Source organism: Marinobacter sp. L-46 (assembly GCF_056859535.1).
This window is the reverse complement of the sequence record NZ_JBSXOP010000085.1, coordinates 24,202-42,739: the sequence shown is the minus strand read 5'-3', so window position 1 is coordinate 42,739 and position 18,538 is coordinate 24,202. Positions and strand designations below refer to the sequence as shown.

At 61.1% G+C, this 18,538-nt stretch carries 17 protein-coding genes; 7 read left to right on the top strand and 10 right to left on the bottom strand.

Features of this window, described 5'->3' with window-relative positions; all coding sequences use genetic code 11:
- Window positions 1-174 precede the first annotated feature (174 nt).
- A complete protein-coding gene (locus AC13DJ_RS15280; protein ID WP_474540676.1) occupies window positions 175-1,272 on the top strand; it encodes an efflux RND transporter periplasmic adaptor subunit in 1,098 nt (365 codons plus the stop codon).
- A complete protein-coding gene (locus tag AC13DJ_RS15275; protein WP_286816478.1) occupies window positions 1,272-4,352 on the top strand; it encodes an efflux RND transporter permease subunit in 3,081 nt (1,026 codons plus the stop codon). The genes AC13DJ_RS15280 and AC13DJ_RS15275 overlap by 1 nt, the downstream gene beginning before the upstream one ends.
- Here AC13DJ_RS15275 and AC13DJ_RS15270 read toward each other — a convergent pair.
- Complete coding sequence (locus AC13DJ_RS15270; protein WP_206768913.1) at window positions 4,322-5,278, bottom strand: helix-turn-helix domain-containing protein; 957 nt, start codon at window positions 5,276-5,278, stop codon at window positions 4,322-4,324. The two genes, AC13DJ_RS15275 and AC13DJ_RS15270, sit on opposite strands and share 31 nt — an antisense overlap.
- A gap of 155 nt (window positions 5,279-5,433) precedes the next feature.
- Between AC13DJ_RS15270 and AC13DJ_RS15265 the strand changes: the two genes are divergently transcribed.
- From AC13DJ_RS15265 to AC13DJ_RS15245, 5 genes are all read left to right on the top strand, one after another.
- On the top strand, window positions 5,434-5,745 hold the full coding sequence (locus AC13DJ_RS15265) for a DUF3301 domain-containing protein (RefSeq protein ID WP_058341931.1): 312 nt from the start codon (window positions 5,434-5,436) through the stop codon (window positions 5,743-5,745).
- 136 nt (window positions 5,746-5,881) lie between these two features.
- Window positions 5,882-7,201, top strand: a complete 1,320-nt coding sequence (locus AC13DJ_RS15260) for a substrate-binding domain-containing protein (protein WP_199458203.1) — start codon at window positions 5,882-5,884, stop codon at window positions 7,199-7,201.
- A 45-nt stretch (window positions 7,202-7,246) separates the two neighbouring features.
- A complete protein-coding gene (locus AC13DJ_RS15255; protein ID WP_482933382.1) occupies window positions 7,247-8,356 on the top strand; it encodes a pyridoxal phosphate-dependent aminotransferase in 1,110 nt (369 codons plus the stop codon).
- Window positions 8,334-8,543 (top strand): hypothetical protein, encoded by a 210-nt coding sequence (locus AC13DJ_RS15250; protein WP_482933383.1) that lies wholly within the window; start codon window positions 8,334-8,336, stop codon window positions 8,541-8,543. Before AC13DJ_RS15255 ends, AC13DJ_RS15250 begins: the two co-directional genes overlap by 23 nt.
- Before the next feature lie 51 nt (window positions 8,544-8,594).
- Window positions 8,595-9,419 (top strand): inositol monophosphatase family protein, encoded by an 825-nt coding sequence (locus tag AC13DJ_RS15245; protein ID WP_482933384.1) that lies wholly within the window; start codon window positions 8,595-8,597, stop codon window positions 9,417-9,419.
- A 485-nt stretch (window positions 9,420-9,904) separates the two neighbouring features.
- Here the strand turns inward: AC13DJ_RS15245 and slmA are convergent, their stop codons facing one another.
- The 9 genes from slmA to AC13DJ_RS15200 form a co-directional block, all read right to left on the bottom strand.
- Window positions 9,905-10,492 (bottom strand): nucleoid occlusion factor SlmA, encoded by a 588-nt coding sequence (slmA, locus tag AC13DJ_RS15240; RefSeq protein WP_482933385.1) that lies wholly within the window; start codon window positions 10,490-10,492, stop codon window positions 9,905-9,907.
- A gap of 119 nt (window positions 10,493-10,611) precedes the next feature.
- A complete protein-coding gene (locus tag AC13DJ_RS15235) occupies window positions 10,612-11,421 on the bottom strand; it encodes a thiazole synthase (protein ID WP_022988423.1) in 810 nt (269 codons plus the stop codon).
- A 58-nt stretch (window positions 11,422-11,479) separates the two neighbouring features.
- Window positions 11,480-11,680 carry a sulfur carrier protein ThiS gene (gene thiS, locus AC13DJ_RS15230; RefSeq protein ID WP_036219231.1) on the bottom strand — a complete coding sequence of 67 codons (201 nt, stop codon included), beginning with the start codon at window positions 11,678-11,680 and terminating at the stop codon, window positions 11,480-11,482.
- A gap of 17 nt (window positions 11,681-11,697) precedes the next feature.
- A complete protein-coding gene (locus AC13DJ_RS15225; protein WP_289101575.1) occupies window positions 11,698-12,096 on the bottom strand; it encodes a DUF423 domain-containing protein in 399 nt (132 codons plus the stop codon).
- Window positions 12,083-12,886: a symmetrical bis(5'-nucleosyl)-tetraphosphatase gene (locus AC13DJ_RS15220; RefSeq protein WP_482933386.1), complete on the bottom strand. Its 804-nt coding sequence runs from the start codon at window positions 12,884-12,886 to the stop codon at window positions 12,083-12,085. Before AC13DJ_RS15220 ends, AC13DJ_RS15225 begins: the two co-directional genes overlap by 14 nt.
- The gene (rsmA, locus tag AC13DJ_RS15215; RefSeq protein ID WP_022988427.1) at window positions 12,879-13,709 is read right to left on the bottom strand and encodes a 16S rRNA (adenine(1518)-N(6)/adenine(1519)-N(6))-dimethyltransferase RsmA; all 831 of its coding nucleotides are present in this window, start codon (window positions 13,707-13,709) and stop codon (window positions 12,879-12,881) included. Before rsmA ends, AC13DJ_RS15220 begins: the two co-directional genes overlap by 8 nt.
- A complete protein-coding gene (gene pdxA / locus AC13DJ_RS15210; RefSeq protein ID WP_474540853.1) occupies window positions 13,706-14,716 on the bottom strand; it encodes a 4-hydroxythreonine-4-phosphate dehydrogenase PdxA in 1,011 nt (336 codons plus the stop codon). The genes rsmA and pdxA overlap by 4 nt, the downstream gene beginning before the upstream one ends.
- On the bottom strand, window positions 14,713-16,056 hold the full coding sequence (locus AC13DJ_RS15205) for a peptidylprolyl isomerase (protein WP_482933387.1): 1,344 nt from the start codon (window positions 16,054-16,056) through the stop codon (window positions 14,713-14,715). The genes pdxA and AC13DJ_RS15205 overlap by 4 nt, the downstream gene beginning before the upstream one ends.
- A 69-nt stretch (window positions 16,057-16,125) precedes the next feature.
- Window positions 16,126-18,447, bottom strand: coding sequence for an LPS-assembly protein LptD (locus AC13DJ_RS15200; RefSeq protein WP_482933397.1), 2,322 nt, complete (start codon window positions 18,445-18,447; stop codon window positions 16,126-16,128).
- Between the last annotated feature and the right edge of the window lie 91 nt (window positions 18,448-18,538).

Here is an 18,538-nt window from a genome sequence, read left to right as displayed (position 1 = left end):
CCGCAATACCCGCACACATCAACCACGGTAATCTAACCCACACCACCTGGCGTAATTGCAATAGTGACAATGTCCTGTCGCTTTTGTAGCATGCTAATCCAAAACGCCTATTGACTTTAACGAACCCCCCGGCAGGCGTCCGAAACTACAGGAATCCACTCCAGGAACAGACCTATGCGCACCGCATCCCGTTTTGTCATCGTCATCATTTTCCTTGGTGTCGTCCTTGGCGGCATCTTTGGCTACAAATTCATGCAGTTTGGCCAGATGAAGGAAATGCTGTCACAGCCTCAGCCGCCGGCGATCATTTCCGTGACCAAGGCAACCACCGAAAACTGGCAGCCGGCCATCAAGGCGGTGGGCAGCGTAGAAGCCATTAACGGTATTGAGGTGGCCAACGAGGTGCCGGGAGTGATTGAAAGCATCAGCTTTGAATCCGGCGATACGGTTAAACAGGGAGACGTCCTGGTTCGCCTGGATGCCGCTATCGACGAAGCCGCCCTGCGCACCCGCCGGGCCGAGGCTCAACTGGCGCAGCAGGAGTTCAAACGGATTTCCGACCTGCTGCCGCGGCGCGCCGTGTCCCAGTCCCAGTACGACGAAGCCAAGGCCAACTACGATGCCGCCCGGGCACGGGTGAACGAGGCAGAGGCCCAGCTGAACAAGAAGGTGATCAAGGCCCCGTTTGACGGCAAGCTGGGTATCCGGATGGTGGACCAGGGCCAGTACATTGGCACCGGCACCCCGATCGTCGAGATCAACATGCTGCACCCAATCTACGTGGACTACACACTGTCCGAGAAATACCTGCCGGATGTCGACCAGGGCTATCCGGTGTCTGTCACTGTAGCCGCAGTGCCTGACCGCACCTTTGAGGGTGACGTCAGCGCCATTAACACCTCGGTGAACCCGGAAACCCGCACCGTGCGCATACGCGCCATCCTGAACAACGAAGATAACCTGCTGCGCCCGGGTATGTTTGCCACTGTCCAGACCGGCCAGCCCCGGGATAACAAAGTGGTCACCCTGCCCCGCGAGGCTATTTCCTATAACACTTACGGCAACTTCGTGTTCGTAGTGGAAGAAAACGATGAAGGCCAGCTGGTGGTCAGCCGCCGCAGTGTCACCACTGGCGAAGTCCGTGAGGGACGGGCCTCCGTAACGTCCGGTCTCGAATCCGGTGAAACCGTGGTTGCCAAAGGCCTGCTCAGGCTGCGGGCCGGCCAGCGGGTTGAGATTCAGGACGAATCCGGCCAGGAGGCGTCTGAGTAATGAAATTCACCGATATATTTGTCCACCGGCCAGTCCTGGCCACGGTGGTCAGCCTGCTGATCCTGCTGCTCGGTGCCCGGGCCGCCATGGAAATGGAAATCCGCCAGTACCCGAAGCTGGAAAGCACCACGGTGACGGTCACCACCGCCTACCCCGGTGCCAGTTCGGACCTGATCAAGGGCTTTATCACCACGCCGCTGCAACAGGCCATTGCCGAAGCCAGCGGCATTGATTACCTGACCTCCACCAGCTCCCAGAGCGTGTCCACCATCCAGGCCAAGATGGTGCTGAACTACGACGCCAACGATGCCCTGGCGGAAATCCAGGCCAAGGTGGCCAGCCAGCGCAACGTGCTGCCGGCAGAAGCCGAAGACCCGGTGATCACCTCCACCACCGGTGACGACACCGCACTGATGTACATCGCCTTCTACAGCACCGAGCTGGATGTACCACAGATTACCGATTACCTGACCCGTGTTGTTCAGCCCAAGCTGCAGGCACTGTCTGGCGTGGGTAAGGCCCAGCTGCTGGGCCGTACCTTCGCCTTGCGGGTATGGCTGGACCCTGAGCGACTGGCTGCGGTCGATATGACGCCGGTAGAGGTGGCCGCCAAGCTGCGCGCCAACAACTACCAGGCCGCTGTGGGCCAGACCCGGGGCAAGTACACCGAAGTGAGCCTGACCAGCGACACCGACATCGCAGACCCGGAAGCCTTCCGCAACCTGGTAGTGAAGCAATCCGGCGGCACGCTGATCCGCCTTCAGGACATTGCCAGGGTGGAACTGGGCTCCCAGAACTACGACCAGCTGGCCCTGTACAAAGGCCAGCCGGCCACCTACGTGGCCATCGAAATGGCGCCCGGAGCCAACCCGCTGACGGTAGCCGGACTGGTGAAAGACGAACTGCCCGACATCGAAAGCCAGCTGCCCAGCGGCCTGAATGTACGCCTGGCCTACGATGCCTCGGACTTTATCGACGACTCCATCAACGAAGTTATCCGTACCCTGATCGAAGCCATGATCATCGTACTGGTGGTGGTGTTCCTGTGCCTGGGCTCAGTACGTGCCTCCGTGGTGCCGTCGGTTGCCGTGCCGCTGTCGCTGATTGGCGGCGCCTTCATCATGCTGATGTTCGGCTTTTCCCTGAACCTGCTGACCCTGCTGTCTATGGTGCTGGCCATCGGCCTGGTGGTGGATGACGCCATCATCATGGTGGAGAACGTGCACCGGCATATCGAGCAGGGCGAGTCCAGGTTCGAGGCCGCCATTAACGGTGCCCGGGAGATGGCCACCCCCATCATCGCCATGACCACCACCCTGGTGGCGGTGTACGCCCCCATCGGCTTTATGGGTGGCCTGGTGGGCTCACTGTTTACCGAGTTTGCCTTCACCCTGGCCGGCACCGTGGTCATCTCCGGCATCGTGGCCTTGACCCTATCGCCCATGTTGTCCGGCAAGGTGCTCAAGCCACACGGCAACCCGGGCAAGTTCGAGCAACTGGTCGAGAAAACCTTCAACGGCCTGGCCAATGCCTATAAAGCAGCACTGACCTCTCTGATGCAGACCAAGTCGGTGGTGGTGTTCTTCGCCGTGGTGGTGCTGGGCTCCATTTACTTCATGGTGATGATGAGCCAGAACGAACTGGCCCCCACCGAAGACCAGGGCATCCTGTTCTATCAGGGCCTGGGGCCGGAAACGTCCACCCTGGACTACCTCTATGAGCACGGCCAGGAAGTGCAGGACCGCATGGCCACCGTGCCCGGCTACAACGAAGACTTCATGATCCTGGGTGTCACCAGCCCGAATGCCGTGTTTGGCGGCTTCAAGATGTCGCCCTGGAGCGAGCGGGAAATCAGCCAGTTCGAGGCCCAGCCGCTGCTGGATGCCGAGCTGAAGAATGTCACCGGCCTGCAAACCGCGGTGTTCCCGCTGCCGGCCCTGCCGGGTTCCGGCGGTGGCCTGCCGTTCCAGTTCGTGATCACCACCGGCGGCAGCTACGAGCAGCTGGACCAGGTGGCCGATGAACTGCTGGGCAAGGCCATGCAGAGCGGCAACTTCATGTTCCTTAAGAAATCCATCAACTTCGACAAGCCGAGCACCCGCATTAACGTGGACCGTGACCGGGTGGCAGACCTGGGCCTGTCGATGCAGGATGTTGGCCAGTCGCTGGCCAGCATGCTCAGTGGTGGTTACATCAACCGCTTCAACATGGAAGGCCGCTCCTACCAGGTGATTCCACAGGTGGACGACCAGTTCCGCGCCAGCCGTGAAGCACTGGATGACTACTACATCCGCGCCGGCAACGGCGAGCTGGTACCGCTCTCCAGTGTGGTCAGCTTTACCGAGGAAGTGGAACCATCCAACCGCACCCAGTTCAACCAGCTGAACTCGCTCACGCTCGAAGGGGTGGTCATGCCCGGCGTGGCAGCCGGTACCGCCATGGAGTTCATGGAGCAGACTGCTGGAGAAGTGTTCCCGCAGGGCTTCAGCTTCGACTACACCGGCGAATCACGGCAGCTGGCGACCCAGGGCAGCGCCCTGGTGGTGACCTTCTTCCTGTCCTTGCTGGTGATCTACCTGGTACTGGCGGCGCAGTTCGAAAGCTGGCGCGACCCGATCATCATCCTGGTGTCGGTGCCCATGTCCGTTGCCGGCGCCATGGCGTTCATCGTACTGGGCTTCGCCAGTATGAACATCTACACCCAGGTGGGCCTGATCACCCTGATTGGTGTGGTGTCGAAGAACGGCATCTTGATTGTGGAATTCGCCAACCAGCTACAGAAAGAGCAAGGCCTGAACAAGGTAGAGGCGGTGATTGAGGCTGCAGCTATTCGCCTGCGGCCGATCATCATGACCTCACTGGCACTGATCTTCGCCATGGTGCCGCTACTGATAGCCGTGGGCCCTGGCGCCGAAAGCCGGTTTGCCATCGGCCTGACCATCAGTGCCGGCCTGGGCATTGGCACCCTGTTCACCGTGTTCGTATTGCCGGCGTTCTACATCCTGCTGGCCCGTGACCACCACGGCTCCGCCGCTGATGAGTACGAAGATCAGGAAAGTGCCGGCGCCAGCAGCTCCTGAGCCTGCAAACGCCGGCGCCACTGAACCGTTTCGCTGGGCAGCTCTCCGAAGTGTTCCCGGTAGAGCGCCGCGAAACGGCCAAAGTGGCTGAAACCTTCATCGCCGGCATAGCGGGAAATGTGAGGCACTGCGCACTGGCAGTCCACCAGCCGCCGGCGCACGCGAATCAGCCGGCAGCGCTGGTAATAGCGATAGGGTGTCATGCCGGTCTGCCGTTTCATCAGGTAGTAGAGGTTGCGCTCGCTCACCCCGGCGTGGCTGGATAACTCCTGCAGGTCAAACTGCCAGTCCGGCTCTGTCCGTATCTTGATGATGGCCTTGAGTAGCCGCCGGTCGGGCTCCGGAATGGCTGTCGTTGCCGAGGCAGCAGCGGTGTTTCCGCGAAGTATCCCGTTGATCTCCTGCAACAGGGTTTCCGCCGCCCGGCATCCGTGATCGTGGTCTTGCAGAAATCCGACCTGGAACAGGAACCCGTGGATACAACGGGTGATCGCATCACCAATGGCCGGGCCTGTATGCGGCGCATCGGGCTGGTCTGCCAGCCGGAGCAGGAGCACACGGCTGTCTGCCGCCACCCTCAGGCTGAAGGTTTGAGCAGGCGGAATTACCTGAAACGGAAAGACCGTGGTCGCTGCCTTACCGGCAGACACAACCTCACACCGCCCCTGAACCCGGAACACCAGCAAGGGCGAATCCAGGCAGCAGTGTTTCAGGATGAGATTCTGGCTGACTGATAAAGCGGCAACCATGCCTGCTCCGACTTCCAGCGCCGACAACGAGCCGGCTTCGGCTTTCGGCCGGGACCAATCACAAACCAGCCCGGTGCAGCCCAGCAAATCCTGCAGGGCCAGCGTCCACTCCCCGCAGGCGGCGCGGTTCAGGCGAAGGTAAGATTCCAGCTCGGAATTGACGATAAAGTTCTGCATACTACTCAGACAGGTAAAAGGTGAGACTGCTGTTGTAAGCAACATTCCCACAAATCCCTAGCCAGATCTTGCAAAACCCCTGCATTCTTTGTGGTTAATAGGGATTTATTGATGCTTATCAAACTCTCACACAGGCAACATAACAGGACACACCCTTGACCCTCGGAACCCTCTTCTGGCTTTTCGTTGCCGGCTTTCTGGTCTGGTACTGGTGGCAGGCCAAGGCCATCAAAGACTCGGTACTGCAAGCCGCTCACCGTTATTGCAAAAGCATGGACGTGCTTCTGCTCGACGATGCCGTGTACCTGCGGGGCCTGTGGTTCAAACGGGACCCACAAGGCAGCCTGAGGGTATGGCGCCGTTTTCTGTTCGACTTTGCCACCACCGGCGAAGAACGCTATACCGGCCGGGTAATCATGCTCGGCCGCAAAATTGTGCATATGGAACTGGATCCACACCGGTTTTGACCGAAAGACTGTTTACAATTCGTTACCTTAAAATCCCGAATCCAGGCCCTGCCCGACCGGCCTGAAACATAACTGTCATATTTATGTAGCATCCTTGCGCCAGCACAACTTCTTGTCCTGAATAGGTTTTCTGGTGATGTCTTATTCCGTTTCTGCAGCTTTCAAAGCCGGCGCACTGGCGCTGTTGACTGCCCTGCCCCTGTCTTCCACCCTGGCCCATAACCTGGAAATTCACGGCTCTAACACCGTGGGTGCCACCCTGGCCCCCATGCTGGTGACCGGCCACCTGGAACACATCGGTAGCGGCTCGGTTAAGACCGACTCCACCGGCGTGGAAAACGAAAAGATTCTGAGCATTGCCAGCGAAGGCGGCACCGTGAGCGTGCTGGTGGCTGCCCACGGTTCCAGCACCGGTTTTCGTACCCTGGCCAGCGGCCAGGCCGGCATCTGGGCGTCTTCGCGGCCGGTGAAACCGGGGGAAGCGCAGCAGGTCAGTGCACAGGCCGACCTGACCGCACTGGAAAGCGAGCACGTGATTGCCATCGATGGCCTGGCCATCCTGGTGCACCCGTCCAACCCGGTCAGCAAGATGAGCATTCAAACGCTGGGGCAGATCTTTGCCGGCGAAATCCGCAACTGGTCAGAACTTGGCGGCCCGGACCGCGCCATCAGCCTGTACGCCCGGGACGACCGTTCCGGCACCTGGGATACCTTTAAATCCCTGGTCCTCGGCAAAACCTACACGCTGGACAGCAGCGCCCTGCGCTATGAATCCAACGACCAGCTTTCCGACGATGTGTCCCGGGACCCGGGCGGCATCGGCTTCTCGGGCCTGGCCTCGGTGCGCAACAGCAAGCTGCTGGCCATTTCCGACGGCAATGCCCCGGCCCTGAAACCGAACCAGCTCACCGTGGCCAGCGAAGACTACCCGCTGTCACGCCGGCTGTTCATGTACACCATGGGCAACCAGACCCCGGAATTCGCCCGCGGACTGATTGAATTCGCCCTCGGCAATGAAGGGCAGGCGCTGGTGGCCGAATCCGGCTTTATTTCCCAGAATCCGATTGCGGTAAAGCCGGAGCTTGATAGCTCGGTGCCGGACACCTTCAAACGCCTGACCGCCGAGTATCAGCGCCTGACTGTGAACTTCCGGTTCTCGGAAGGCCGCACCAAGCTGGATAACAAAGCCCAGCGTGACCTGCTCCGGGTGATCGATTACCTGGAACAGCGAGGCCGCTCGGCGGACGATCTGTTGCTGATCGGCTTTGCCGACGCCCAGAGCCACGAACTGCGGGCCCAGATGATTTCCGAGCTGCGGGCGCTGTCGGTTCGCAAGGCCCTGCACCAGGCAGGACTGCCCCGGGTGGCCTACACTGGTTACGGACAATACATGCCTGTAGGTGGCAGCGGTAACCAGAGAAACGGCCGGGTGGAAGTCTGGATCAGGGCCCGATAATTTTCCTATACTGCCATTGTCACCACCAACCAACAGACCGGGACAATGGACATCAAAAACGACCACCGCTTCGCCATCAACCTGAACGTTCGGGGCATCCAGCCCTCCTCTACCCTGCGCATCAACGAGCTGAGCAACCAGCTGCGATCGGAAGGTAAGGACATTATCAAGCTGGGACTGGGCCAGTCTCCGTTCCCGGTGCCGGAACGTGTGGTTAACGCCCTCAAAGAACACGCCCATGAGAAAGACTACCTGCCGGTAAAAGGTCTGAAAGGCCTGCGCCAGGCCATTGCCGGTTACATCAACCGGGCCGAGCGTATGCGGTGCACCTGGGAAGACGTACTGATCGGCCCGGGCTCCAAGGAACTGCTGTTCATCCTGCAGCTGGCCTACTACGGCGACCTGCTGATTCCGCGACCGAGCTGGGTGTCCTATGCACCCCAGGCCCGCATCATCGGTCGTTCGGTGCACTGGCTGCCAACCCACGCGGAGAACAACTGGCAGCTGACGGCGGAAGAGCTGGACATCATCTGCCGGGACGATCCATCTCGTCCGCGCATCCTGATTCTCAACTACCCGTCCAACCCCACCGGCTGCACCTACACCGACGACCAGTTGCTGGCCATCGCCAACGTGGCCCGCAAGTACAACCTGATCCTGTTGTCGGATGAAATCTATGGTGAAGTGCACTTCGAGGGCCGGCACAAGTCCATTGCGCGCTACTACCCGGAAGGCACCATCATCAGCACCGGCATGAGCAAGTGGCTCGGCGCCGGTGGCTGGCGCCTGGGCACCTTCATCTTCCCGCCGGAACTGCGCCCGTTGCAGGACGCCATGGCGATCATTGCCAGCGAGACCTTCACCTCCACCAGTGCGCCCATCCAGCATGCGGCAATCACGGCATTCGAAGGCGGTGAAGACATCGACGAGTACCTGAAGCAGTCACGCCGGGTGCTGAAAGTGGTGGGCGAATACATGTATTCCCGCCTGAGCGCCATGGGCGCCGTGGTTCGTAAGCCGGAGGGAGCTTTCTACCTGTTCCCGGACTTCTCCGCCTTCAGTGAAAAGCTGGCCCGCAAGGACATCAAAACCTCCCAGGCCTTCTGCACCGCCCTGCTGGAAGACACCGGCGTTGGCCATCCTGCCCTCCAGTGATTTCGGCTTTGTGCCAGACCACATGGGCGCGCGCCTGGCGTTCGTCGATTTCGACGGCACTCAGGCACTGGAACTGGCCGGCGGTGACTATGCCGACCAGGAACTGGGCGACGACTTCGTCAAGGAAGCCGGCCCGCGCCTGGTACTGGCCATGGACAAGATGGAGAAGTGGCTGAACAACCTGTAACGCTTCACCGTGATAGACTGGCACCCTCACGTTATTCTGACCGGGGGTGCCATGTCTGACTCTGTTTCTCTGCGCGAAATCACCGATTTTGCCGAAGCCCTGGCCGTTGAAGCCGGCGAACTGATCCGCCACGAGCGTGACCAGAACACCCTTCGCACCGACTACAAACACCAGACCGAACTGGTCACCCATGCCGATGTGATGGCCGATGAATTCATCACCAACGCCATCCGCGAGCGCTTCCCCGATCATCGCATCCTGTCTGAAGAAACCATGCCGGACCTGTCGCAGGCCGAGTCCCTGGACACCCCGCTGTGGGTCATCGACCCCATCGACGGCACGGTAAACTACGCTTACGGCCACCCCCAGGTGGCGGTGTCCATTGCCTATGCGGAGCGCGGGCAGGTACAGGCAGGTGTGGTACACGCGCCCTTCCCCGGCGAAACCTTCCGGGCCACCAAGGGCGAAGGCGCCACCCTGAACGGCCAGCCCATCCGCCACAGTGGCGCCACGGAACCGCGGCAATCCCTGTTCGCCACCGGTTTCCCCTACACCAAGGACAACCTGGAACCGCTGGTTCGCCGGCTGGATGCGATGATCCACCAATGCCGCGACCTGCGCCGCATCGGTTCAGCGGCACTGGATATCTGCTGGGTGGCCTGTGGCCGCCTGGATATCTACTACGAAAACGTCAGCCCCTGGGACTTCGCCGCCGCCCGCCTGATCGCCTGGGAAGCCGGCGCCACCGTGGGCCACTTCGGCGATGTACCCGATGACTACCCGGCCGACCTCTGGGGGCGCGACATCCTCATCTCCGCCCCGGCAATATGGGAGCCGATTCGCGCCATACTCCGTTCTGCGTCTGGTTACGACTGAGCTTCGGGGCTTGGGAGTTGGGGGCGCCTAGCCTTCGAGTTTGGGGGCATAGTCTTGGTAGCCTTCAGGTTGGGCGGTAGGGCGCTGGCTGGACACCCTTTCCCGAAACCGCTACAAGCACATCCATGTGCGCTTCTCTCCGGCCATCCATGGCCTCCGAAATTTCGGGAAAGGGTATCCAGCCAGCGCCTTTCTGACTTCACAGGAATCGCGCCGGAAACACCATCTTCGCTTTATGAGAACGCGAGCTTCTGACGTGGCGCAGTCTTCGCGCAGCTGGGCTCGGTATCCTGCCGGAGTTAGACCGTTGTGGGTGGGGGTTGCCCTTCGCAGAATTTCGTAGGCCATGGATGGCCGAAGACAAGCGCCACATGGATGTGCCGAAGGAGCGCTTCTGCGAAGGGCAACCCCCACCCACAACACCCCCGACCTTGCAGGCTACCAAGACTATGCCCCCGAAACCTACAAGCTAGGCGTACCAGAACTCAGCCCCAGACGGCCTCGGCAACCAGGCTCCAGGCCTCGTCGAAGTCGGTGGAGGGCAAGCGGGAGAATGAGGAGCGGACGAAGCGCTGGATGCGGCCTTCGAGGAACACCATTACGAAATCGGCACCCCGGGCTGCGCTGGTGCGCGGCCGCAGGCCCTGGCGGATTTCGCCTTCTTTCAGGGCCTGGCGGAACTGGGTTTCCAGGCGCTCGAAAAACTGGGACGCGCGCTTGCGCAGCGACTCGTCTTCGCCCATCAGGGCATCGCCGGTCAGCACGCAGCACAGGCCCGGGTTGCGCTCGGCGAACACCAGTACCAGGTGCACCAACTGCTGCAAACGCACACGAACGTCTTCCTGCTCCTGCAACACCACCTGGCAACGGGAAAAAACGGCGTCCTCGGCAAATTCAATGAGGGCTTCGAACATTTTGCGTTTGCTGGGGAAGTGCCGGTACAGGGCGGCTTCGGTCACGCCCACGGTTTTGGCCAGGCCAGCAGTTGTGATCCGGGCCCCGGGGTCTTTTTGCAGCAATTCAACAAGGGCCTGCAGGATTGTGTCCCGCCGGCTGGGTTTTTGAGTGGTCATATCAGGACTACAGCGCTCTGTTTTTTTGCCACGGACACTCACGGAATCTCACGGACATTACAGATCTGTTTTTGGTCCGTGAGCGTCAGTGAGTGTCCGTGGCTAATATTTTCTGTTTATTAAAAGAAAGTCCCGTCGATCGGCGACGACGCACTGGCGTACAGCTTCTTCGGCATACGTCCAGCAAGGTAGGCCTCGCGGCCGGCTTCGATGGCCAGGCGCATGGCGTTGGCCATTTTGATCGGGTCTTTGGCCTGGGCGATGGCGGTGTTCATCAGTACGCCGTCGCAGCCCAGCTCCATGGCGATGGTGGCGTCTGAGGCGGTGCCTACGCCCGCATCCACCAGTACCGGCACCTTCGCATTCTCGACAATCAACCGGATGTTGTAGCGGTTCTGGATACCCAGGCCGGAGCCGATGGGGGCGCCCAGGGGCATGATGGCAACACAGCCCATTTCTTCCAGGCGCATGGCCAGCAGCGGGTCGTCGGAGCAGTACACCATTACCTTGAAGCCGTCTTTGATCAGCTCTTCGGCGGCTGCGAGGGTTTCCGGCATGTTGGGGTACAGGGTCTTGTGTTCGCCCAGCACTTCCAGCTTCACCAGGTCGTGGCCATCGAGCAGTTCCCGGGCCAGTTTGCAGGTGCGTACCGCGTCTTTGGCGGTGTAGCAGCCGGCCGTGTTCGGCAGGATGGTATAGGCATCCGGGGAAACCACGTCCAGCAGGTTGGGCTCGTCCGGATTCTGGCCGATGTTGGTTCGGCGTACTGCTACAGTCACAATCTCGGCACCGCTGGCTTCAATGGCGTGGCCGGTTTCCATCAGGTCGTGGTATTTGCCGGTGCCTACTAGCAAGCGGGACTGGTACACCTTGCCGGCAATTTCCAGGGGTTTGTCTTCGGGGAGCTGAATCTCTGGTGTGTCTGTCATAACCTGCCTGATTTCTGTCGAAATGAGAGTCGGGAGTGGTCGTTCGCAGCAAGGAGGATTAACCGCCTCCGATGGCGTGTACCACTTCCACACGATCACCTTCGCTGAGGGAAAAGTCCGGGTGCTGGCTGCGGGGTACGATGTCTTCGTTCACTTCCACCGCCACGCGTTTCCCGGCCAGTGCGAGTTGCTCAATCAAGGCGGCAATGGTGGCTCCGCTCGGGAGTTCCATGGCTTCGCCATTAACCTTTACCTGCATGGTTGTGATCACCTTTGTTATTTCTTCAGGGCTGCGATGGCCAACAGTGCCCAGCCCACCATGAAACACAGCCCGCCTACCGGAGTAACCGGCCCAAGCCAGTGGGTTCCTGTCAGCACCAGCAGGTACAGGCTGCCGCTGAACAGCAGGATGCCCACCAGCCAGAAGCCGCAAGCCACAGCCAGGAGTTTCCGGGGCACGCCGAGTACCGGCATCAGACTGGCCACGACGAGGATCAGGGCGTGGTACATCTGATAGCTGACCGCGGTCTGGAACACTTCAAGGCCCCGTTCGCTCACCAGGTTACGCAAGCCGTGGGCGCCGAAAGCGCCGGCCATCACCGCCAGCAAGCCGGCAACAGCGCCGGCTACCAGCGCCCAGCGTACAATCCGGGTGTTGCTGTCAGCTGCAGTCACAGTGAATTTTCTCTCCGGTATCCAGGTTCATCATGGTCAAGGCACCGCCCCATACGCAGCCGGTGTCCAGGCCGATAAACCGTTCGCTGCCGGTTTTACCTTCCAGGGCCGCCCAGTGGCCGAACACCACGGTTACATCGTCTTTACGCGGGTAGGTAAACCAGGGTGCGAAACCTTCCGGGGCGTTGGCAGCCGCTTCCTTGGTGGCCAGTTCCAGGCTGCCATCCTGTGCAATAAAGCGCATACGGGTGAAGTAATTGGTGATCACCCGCCAGCGATCCATGCCGGTGAGGGTATCACACCAGCGTTCGGGCTGATTGCCATACATTTGGCTGAAGTATTCGCCGGCATTGTCGCCGCGGATCACCGCTTCCACTTCCCGGGCACAGGCCACGGCCTGTTCCACACTCCAGATGTGGGGCAGGCCGGCGTGGGCCATCAGCAGGTTACGACCGGCATCGTGCACACACAGATGCTGCTGGCGCAGCCAGTGGATCAGCTGCTCATGGTCCGGGGCTTCGAGAATGTCGTGCAGGGTGTCTTTTTTCTTCGGGCTGTGGCCACCGAGCGCTACCGCCAGCAGGTGCAGGTCATGGTTGCCCAATACCACGACCGCGGAACTGCCCAGGCTTTCGATGTAGCGCAGGGTTTCCAGCGAGGACGGCCCCCGGTTGATCAGGTCACCGGCCACCCAGAGCCGGTCCCGGGACGGTGAAAAATCCACCTTGGCCAGCACATCCCGCAGGCGATCATAGCAACCCTGAATATCGCCGATGGCGTAGTCAGTCATTACTTACCTCGTTGTTCCCGGCCGGCGCGGCTCCGCTGTCCACCAGCAAATCCGCAATCTTTACATAGTCCGCCAGGCTCAGGTTTTCCGGGCGTAATCCGTCGTTGATGCCGAGGGATTGCAACTGCTCCACCGTTACCATCGCCCCCAACGCCTTGCGCAGGGTTTTGCGACGGGCATTGAAGGCAGTACGCACCACGGCCTGCAGGGTTTTCAGGTCTTTCGCCGGGTGCGGCAGTTCTTTGTGGGGCACCAGGCGGACAATGGCGGAGTCCACCTTCGGGGCCGGGCGGAAGGCGCCGGGCCCGACTTCAAACAGCGGCTGCACCTTGCAGAAATACTGGGCCATGATGCCCAGGCGGCCGTAGTTGTTGTCGCCGGGTACCGCCGCCAGCCGCTGGACCACCTCTTTCTGCAGCATGAAGTGCATGTCCTGCACCACGCCACTCTGCTCCAGCAGGTGGAAAATCAGCGGGGTGGAAATGTTGTACGGCAGGTTGCCGACAATGCGCAGGGGGCGGTCGGTCATCAGCTCACGAAAATCGAAGCTCAGGGCGTCGGCCTCGTGAATCTGAAATTCCGGGTAGTTGAAAAACTTGGTGCGCAGCACCGGGATCAGGTCCCGGTCCAGCTCCACTACCTGCAGGCGCGGATTGATCGCCAGGATCTCTTCGGTGATGGCGCCCAGGCCCGGGCCGATCTCGACAATGGCATCGTCCGGCTTCGGGTTGATGGAACGGACAATGCGTTCGATCACGCCAGGATCGTGCAGGAAGTTCTGGCCGAAGCGCTTGCGGGCCTGGTGGCCGTGTTTGTTGCTCATGATGATTCTCCGGCCTGTGCGGCCTTGCGGCAGCGGGCCATGTGCTCGCCCACCCGAATGGCGGTATGCAGGCTGCCGGCGTCGGCCTTGCCGGTACCGGCCAGGTCGAGCGCCGTTCCGTGGTCGACCGAGGTGCGGACAATAGGCAACCCGAGGGTGATGTTTACGGCACGGCCAAAGCCCTGGAATTTCAGCACCGGCAGGCCCTGGTCATGGTACATGGCCAAGACGGCATCGGCATTGTCCAGCCAGTGCGGAGTAAACAGGGTATCCGCCGGCAGCGGCCCGGTCAGCCGTATGCCTTCGGCCCGCAATTGTTCCAGGGTTGGCTCGATCACTTCGATTTCTTCCCGGCCCAGGTGGCCGCCTTCCCCTGCGTGGGGGTTCAGGCCCGCCACCAGGATGCACGGCTGCTCAATGCCGAAGAAGGTTTGCAGGTCGGCATTGAGAATACGGGTTACCTGGGTCAGGCGCTGCGGCGTGATGGCCGCCGATACGTCTTTCAGGGGTAAGTGGGTGGTTACCAACGCTACCCGGAGTTCTTCCGTGGCCAGCATCATCACCACCCGTTCAACGCCACACAGCTCCTGCAGGAATTCGGTGTGGCCGCTGAAGGCAATGCCGGCTTCGTTGATCACGCCCTTGTGCACCGGCGCGGTAACCATGCCGTCAAAGTCGCCGTTCAGGCAGCCGCTAGCCGCAACGGTCAGGGTATCCAGCACATACTGGCTGTTGGCGGCATCCAGCTGCCCGGCTAGCGTTGACTGGCAACCATCCACATGCCGAACCGACAGGTGTCCGGCCCGGGTTTCCGGCACCATGCCCGGTTGCCAGTCATGAAGCTGGAGCTCCAGGCCAAGCGCGCTGGCCCGGGCCTGTAACAACTCGCGACTGGCAATTACCACCAGCCCGGCGTCCCGGACTTCGGTGGCCAGCTGCAGGCACAGTTCCGGGCCGATGCCGGCCGGCTCGCCGGCGGTCAGCGCCAGGATGACCGGTGTGCTCATGACGGGTCGGCTTCCTCGCTTTGCGGGTTCATATCGGCGAACTCGCCCTTGAACTCCACGAAAGCTTCATCACGGACTTCCCACAGCCAGTTCTGCAGTTCCTGCTCGAACTTGCGCTGATAGATGGCCTGGCGGGCCTGGGATTCGCGGGCCTCGGCGGTGACATCCTGCTTGCGACGCTCCTGAACCTGCAGAATATGCCAGCCAAACTGGGAGCGCACGGGGCCGTATATTTCACCCACGTCGGCATCCAGCATGGCCTGCTCAAACTCGGGGACCATCTGGCCCGGGCTCACCCAGTCCAGGTTGCCGCCATCAGAGCCGGATACCGGGTCGTCTGACAGCTCACGGGCCAGTTCGGCAAAGTCGGCACCCTCCTGCAACTGGCGGTAGATATCGCGGATCCGCTGCTCGGCCTGGGCCTCGGTCACCGCTGCCGACGGGCGAATCAGGATGTGGCGAACCTTGTGCTGTTCGATAATCTGCTGCTGCTCGCCACCACGTTTGTCCATTACCATCACCAGGTGGAAGCCGCTGTTGTTCTCCAGCACGGCAGACGGCACACCCGGCTCCAGGTCCGGCACCACCGGCGCCACCAGCGACGGCAGCTGGCTTTCAGAGCGCCAGCCCATATCACCACCCTCAAGGGCGTTGCTGGCGTCGGATTCGGCAACAGCCACTTCCCGGAAATCCCGGCCATCCAGGATCTGCTGGCGCAGGTTATCCGCCAGGTTACGGGCCTGGCGCACAGACGCCTCGTTACCCGGCTCGTCTACCTGGATAAAGATATAGGCCAGGCGGTATTCAGCACCATCGCTGCCGGCACCGGCCTGGGCTTGCAGGTAGTTTTCCACTTCGTTATCGGTAATGCGCACCCGGTTGCCCACCTGGCGCTGCTGCACCCGACTGGTAAGCATCTCGTTGCGGATCTGCTCCCGCGCCTGCTGGTAGGTCACACCTTCTTCCGCCAGCTGGCTTTCGAACTGGGCCATGGTCATGCCATTGCTGCGGGCGATATTGGCCAGGGTTTCGTTCAGCTCGTTATCGCTGATGCGAATGCCCATTTTGTCCGCCATCTGCAGCTGGACGGATTCAGCAATCAGCTGTTCCAGTACCCGCTGCTCCAGCATCTGGCGTGGTGGCAGGCCGGTACCCTGGGCACTCAGCCGGCCCACAATGGTGTTCACCCGGGCTTCCAGCTGGGTCTGCAGGATGACATCGTCGTCGACAATGGCGACCACCCTGTCCAGCAGCTTGCGTTCAGCCTGTACCGCCAACGACATGGTCATCATGGCCATGGTCAGCAGCAGGGTCAGTCCGTGGCGTACAGTCGCCTTCATAGTCACCTCTTGGTTTGTGCATTCCGGGTCGTCAGCCAGGCAAGGCCCGGCTAACGGTATTGGTTCGTTTTAGCGGCGCTGAGTTCCGAAACGGCGGCGCTCGCGCTCGTCATAGCCGTAGATGGCATCGGCAATGCTGTCAGATGCTCCGCCACTGCCGCCCAGGCCTTTCAGCTCGATCCGGAACAGCAGTCGGGCATCCAGTTCTTCATCGTTGGTCAGGTAATTCTGGTGCACTACCTGCACACTCCAGCAGCAGTTGTTGTATTCCAGGCCGGCCAGGGTACCCGCGGTACGGTCCAGTTTCGAATCCCACACCCAGCGGCCGATAGCACTGACCCGGTTGGTGACCGGCAACACGGCACCTACATCGGTCTGTTCAATGTCATCGGGCCGGCTGTAGGTATGGCCCAGCGTTGCCAGGTACCGATAATCCTCGGAATGGAAAATCAGCTGGCTGCGGCCTTCCTCGGTTCTCTGGGTGTCATAGTCCCACAGGCCGGAGCTGCGGATTTCCAGGTTATCAACCGGGTTCAGCACCAGCTCACCGGCCAGCGGCGAGTTACTTCGGTCGGAGGCACCCTGTCCGAACAGGCTCACTTCCCGGTCATCAAAATAGCGCACCTGGCCAATACTGACCCGGGCCCGCTCGGCGCCGGTCAGCAGGTCGTTGAAGCGACTGGTCAGGGCCACGGTCAGCTGGTTGGCATCCCCCACCCGGTCACCGCCGATGAAGCGATCACGCTGGAACAACTCGTCGAATCGGAAGCTTTTCAGGCCGGCGTCAAAATCCGGGATGTCGTTCTGGTCGGCCTTGGCATCGGCCCAGGCGTAATAAAGCCGGGGCTCCAGGGTCTGGTTATAGGGAATATCGAACAGGCTGGAGCGGCGGTCAAAGTACAGGCCGTTGTCCCACTCGAACACCGGCACCGTGCGATCAAAACTGCTGTTGCCGAGTGTGTAGTCTTCCAGGTCGTAGCGGGTGTAATCCAGGCTCACCGACGGCCGGCTGAAACCCCAGAGCGCGCGCATGGGCAGCGCCAGTTCAGGAATCGCACGCACCCGCTGGCCATTGGCCCGGTTCAGACCGGTCAGGTTTTCGTTATCCCGATAGAACCAGGAGTACTGGCTTTCGATGCCCGCCTCGAAGGCCCCCACCTCGGTGGTTCCGGCATACAGCACTTCCGGCAACAGATTATAGGGTTTGTTGACGTCGGCAATACGTTCGGCAATGGTCTGGTAGCCATTCAGGTAGGCATCAAAATACTGGTTCTGGTCGGAATAACGTACACCGCCGCGACGCTGCAGGTGAGTCGCCTGGTCAAGTTCCAGGGAGCGGTTCAGGTCGCTCAGGTAGTCTTCGTCAGACACCACCGAGAAATCACCGTAACCACTCCAGCCACCACCGAAGGCTGCCCGGGTCGACAGATCCAGGGCCCAGCGCTGGCCGTCTGCGCCCGGATTCTCGTCTTTGTAGTAGGAATCGTCATCGATGTAACCCAGCTGCAGCACTGACTCCCCGAACCGGCTCAGATACCGGCCTTCCAGTTCGGTAAACAGGCCCCGGCCTTGAATGTACTGAGGCGTGAGCGTGGCGTCGTAGTGGGGCGCCAGGTTCAGGTAATAGGGCAAGGCCAGGAAGGCGCCGCCACCGGCATTGGACGAGCCGAACTGCGGGTACAGAAAACCGGTCTTGCGGCGGTCATCAATGGGGAAACTGATGTAGGGCCAGTAGAACACCGGGGCATCCAGCACCTCAAGGCGCACATGCCTGGCGGTGCCAAAGCCTTCAGCCTGGTCCAGCTCGATATCCGAGGCAACGATGGCCCAATCGTTCTGGCCCGGGCCGCAGGTGGTCAGCAGGCCATCGGTAATCAGCACCTGGTTTTCACCAATGCGCGACAGGGACGATGCCTCGCCGCGCATCTCGGATTCGTGCAGCAGGAAGGTGGCGGTGTTGATATCCAGCTGACCGCTTTCGGTGGAGTAGCGGGCGTCTTTACCGGTCAGCAGGAAGCCTTCGCCCCGGCTCACCAGAGGCCCCTGCAGGTTCAGGCTTCCGGAGCGGGTGTCGTATCGTGCCTCCGAGCCGGAGGCCTGGAAGCTGCCCTGGCGCAGCCTTACATCCCCCTGCAGGTACAGCTCCGCATCCAGCTCGTAGCGGGCACTGAGCGCACTGGCCTCCAACGGTGCCTCGGTCTCTCCGGCCGGCAGTACCGGCATGGCTCCGCCGGCTGTGCCGGAAGGCAGGTAGCCGCCATCGCAGAAGACCGGCAAACCAGCCTGTACTTCAGCCGGTAACTGGCTGCGGGGCCGCCAGTCGATCTCGGCCGCACTCGGTGCCTGCTTGCCGGCATCCTGGGCCAGGCCAGCTGCCGGTGCCAGGGCCATCGCCAGCAAAAGCCCGCCGCAACGGGGCTTGAACCATAACAGGTGACGGTAACGGCTGGGCACGACGGCAATATTCCTGTTCCGGATAAAT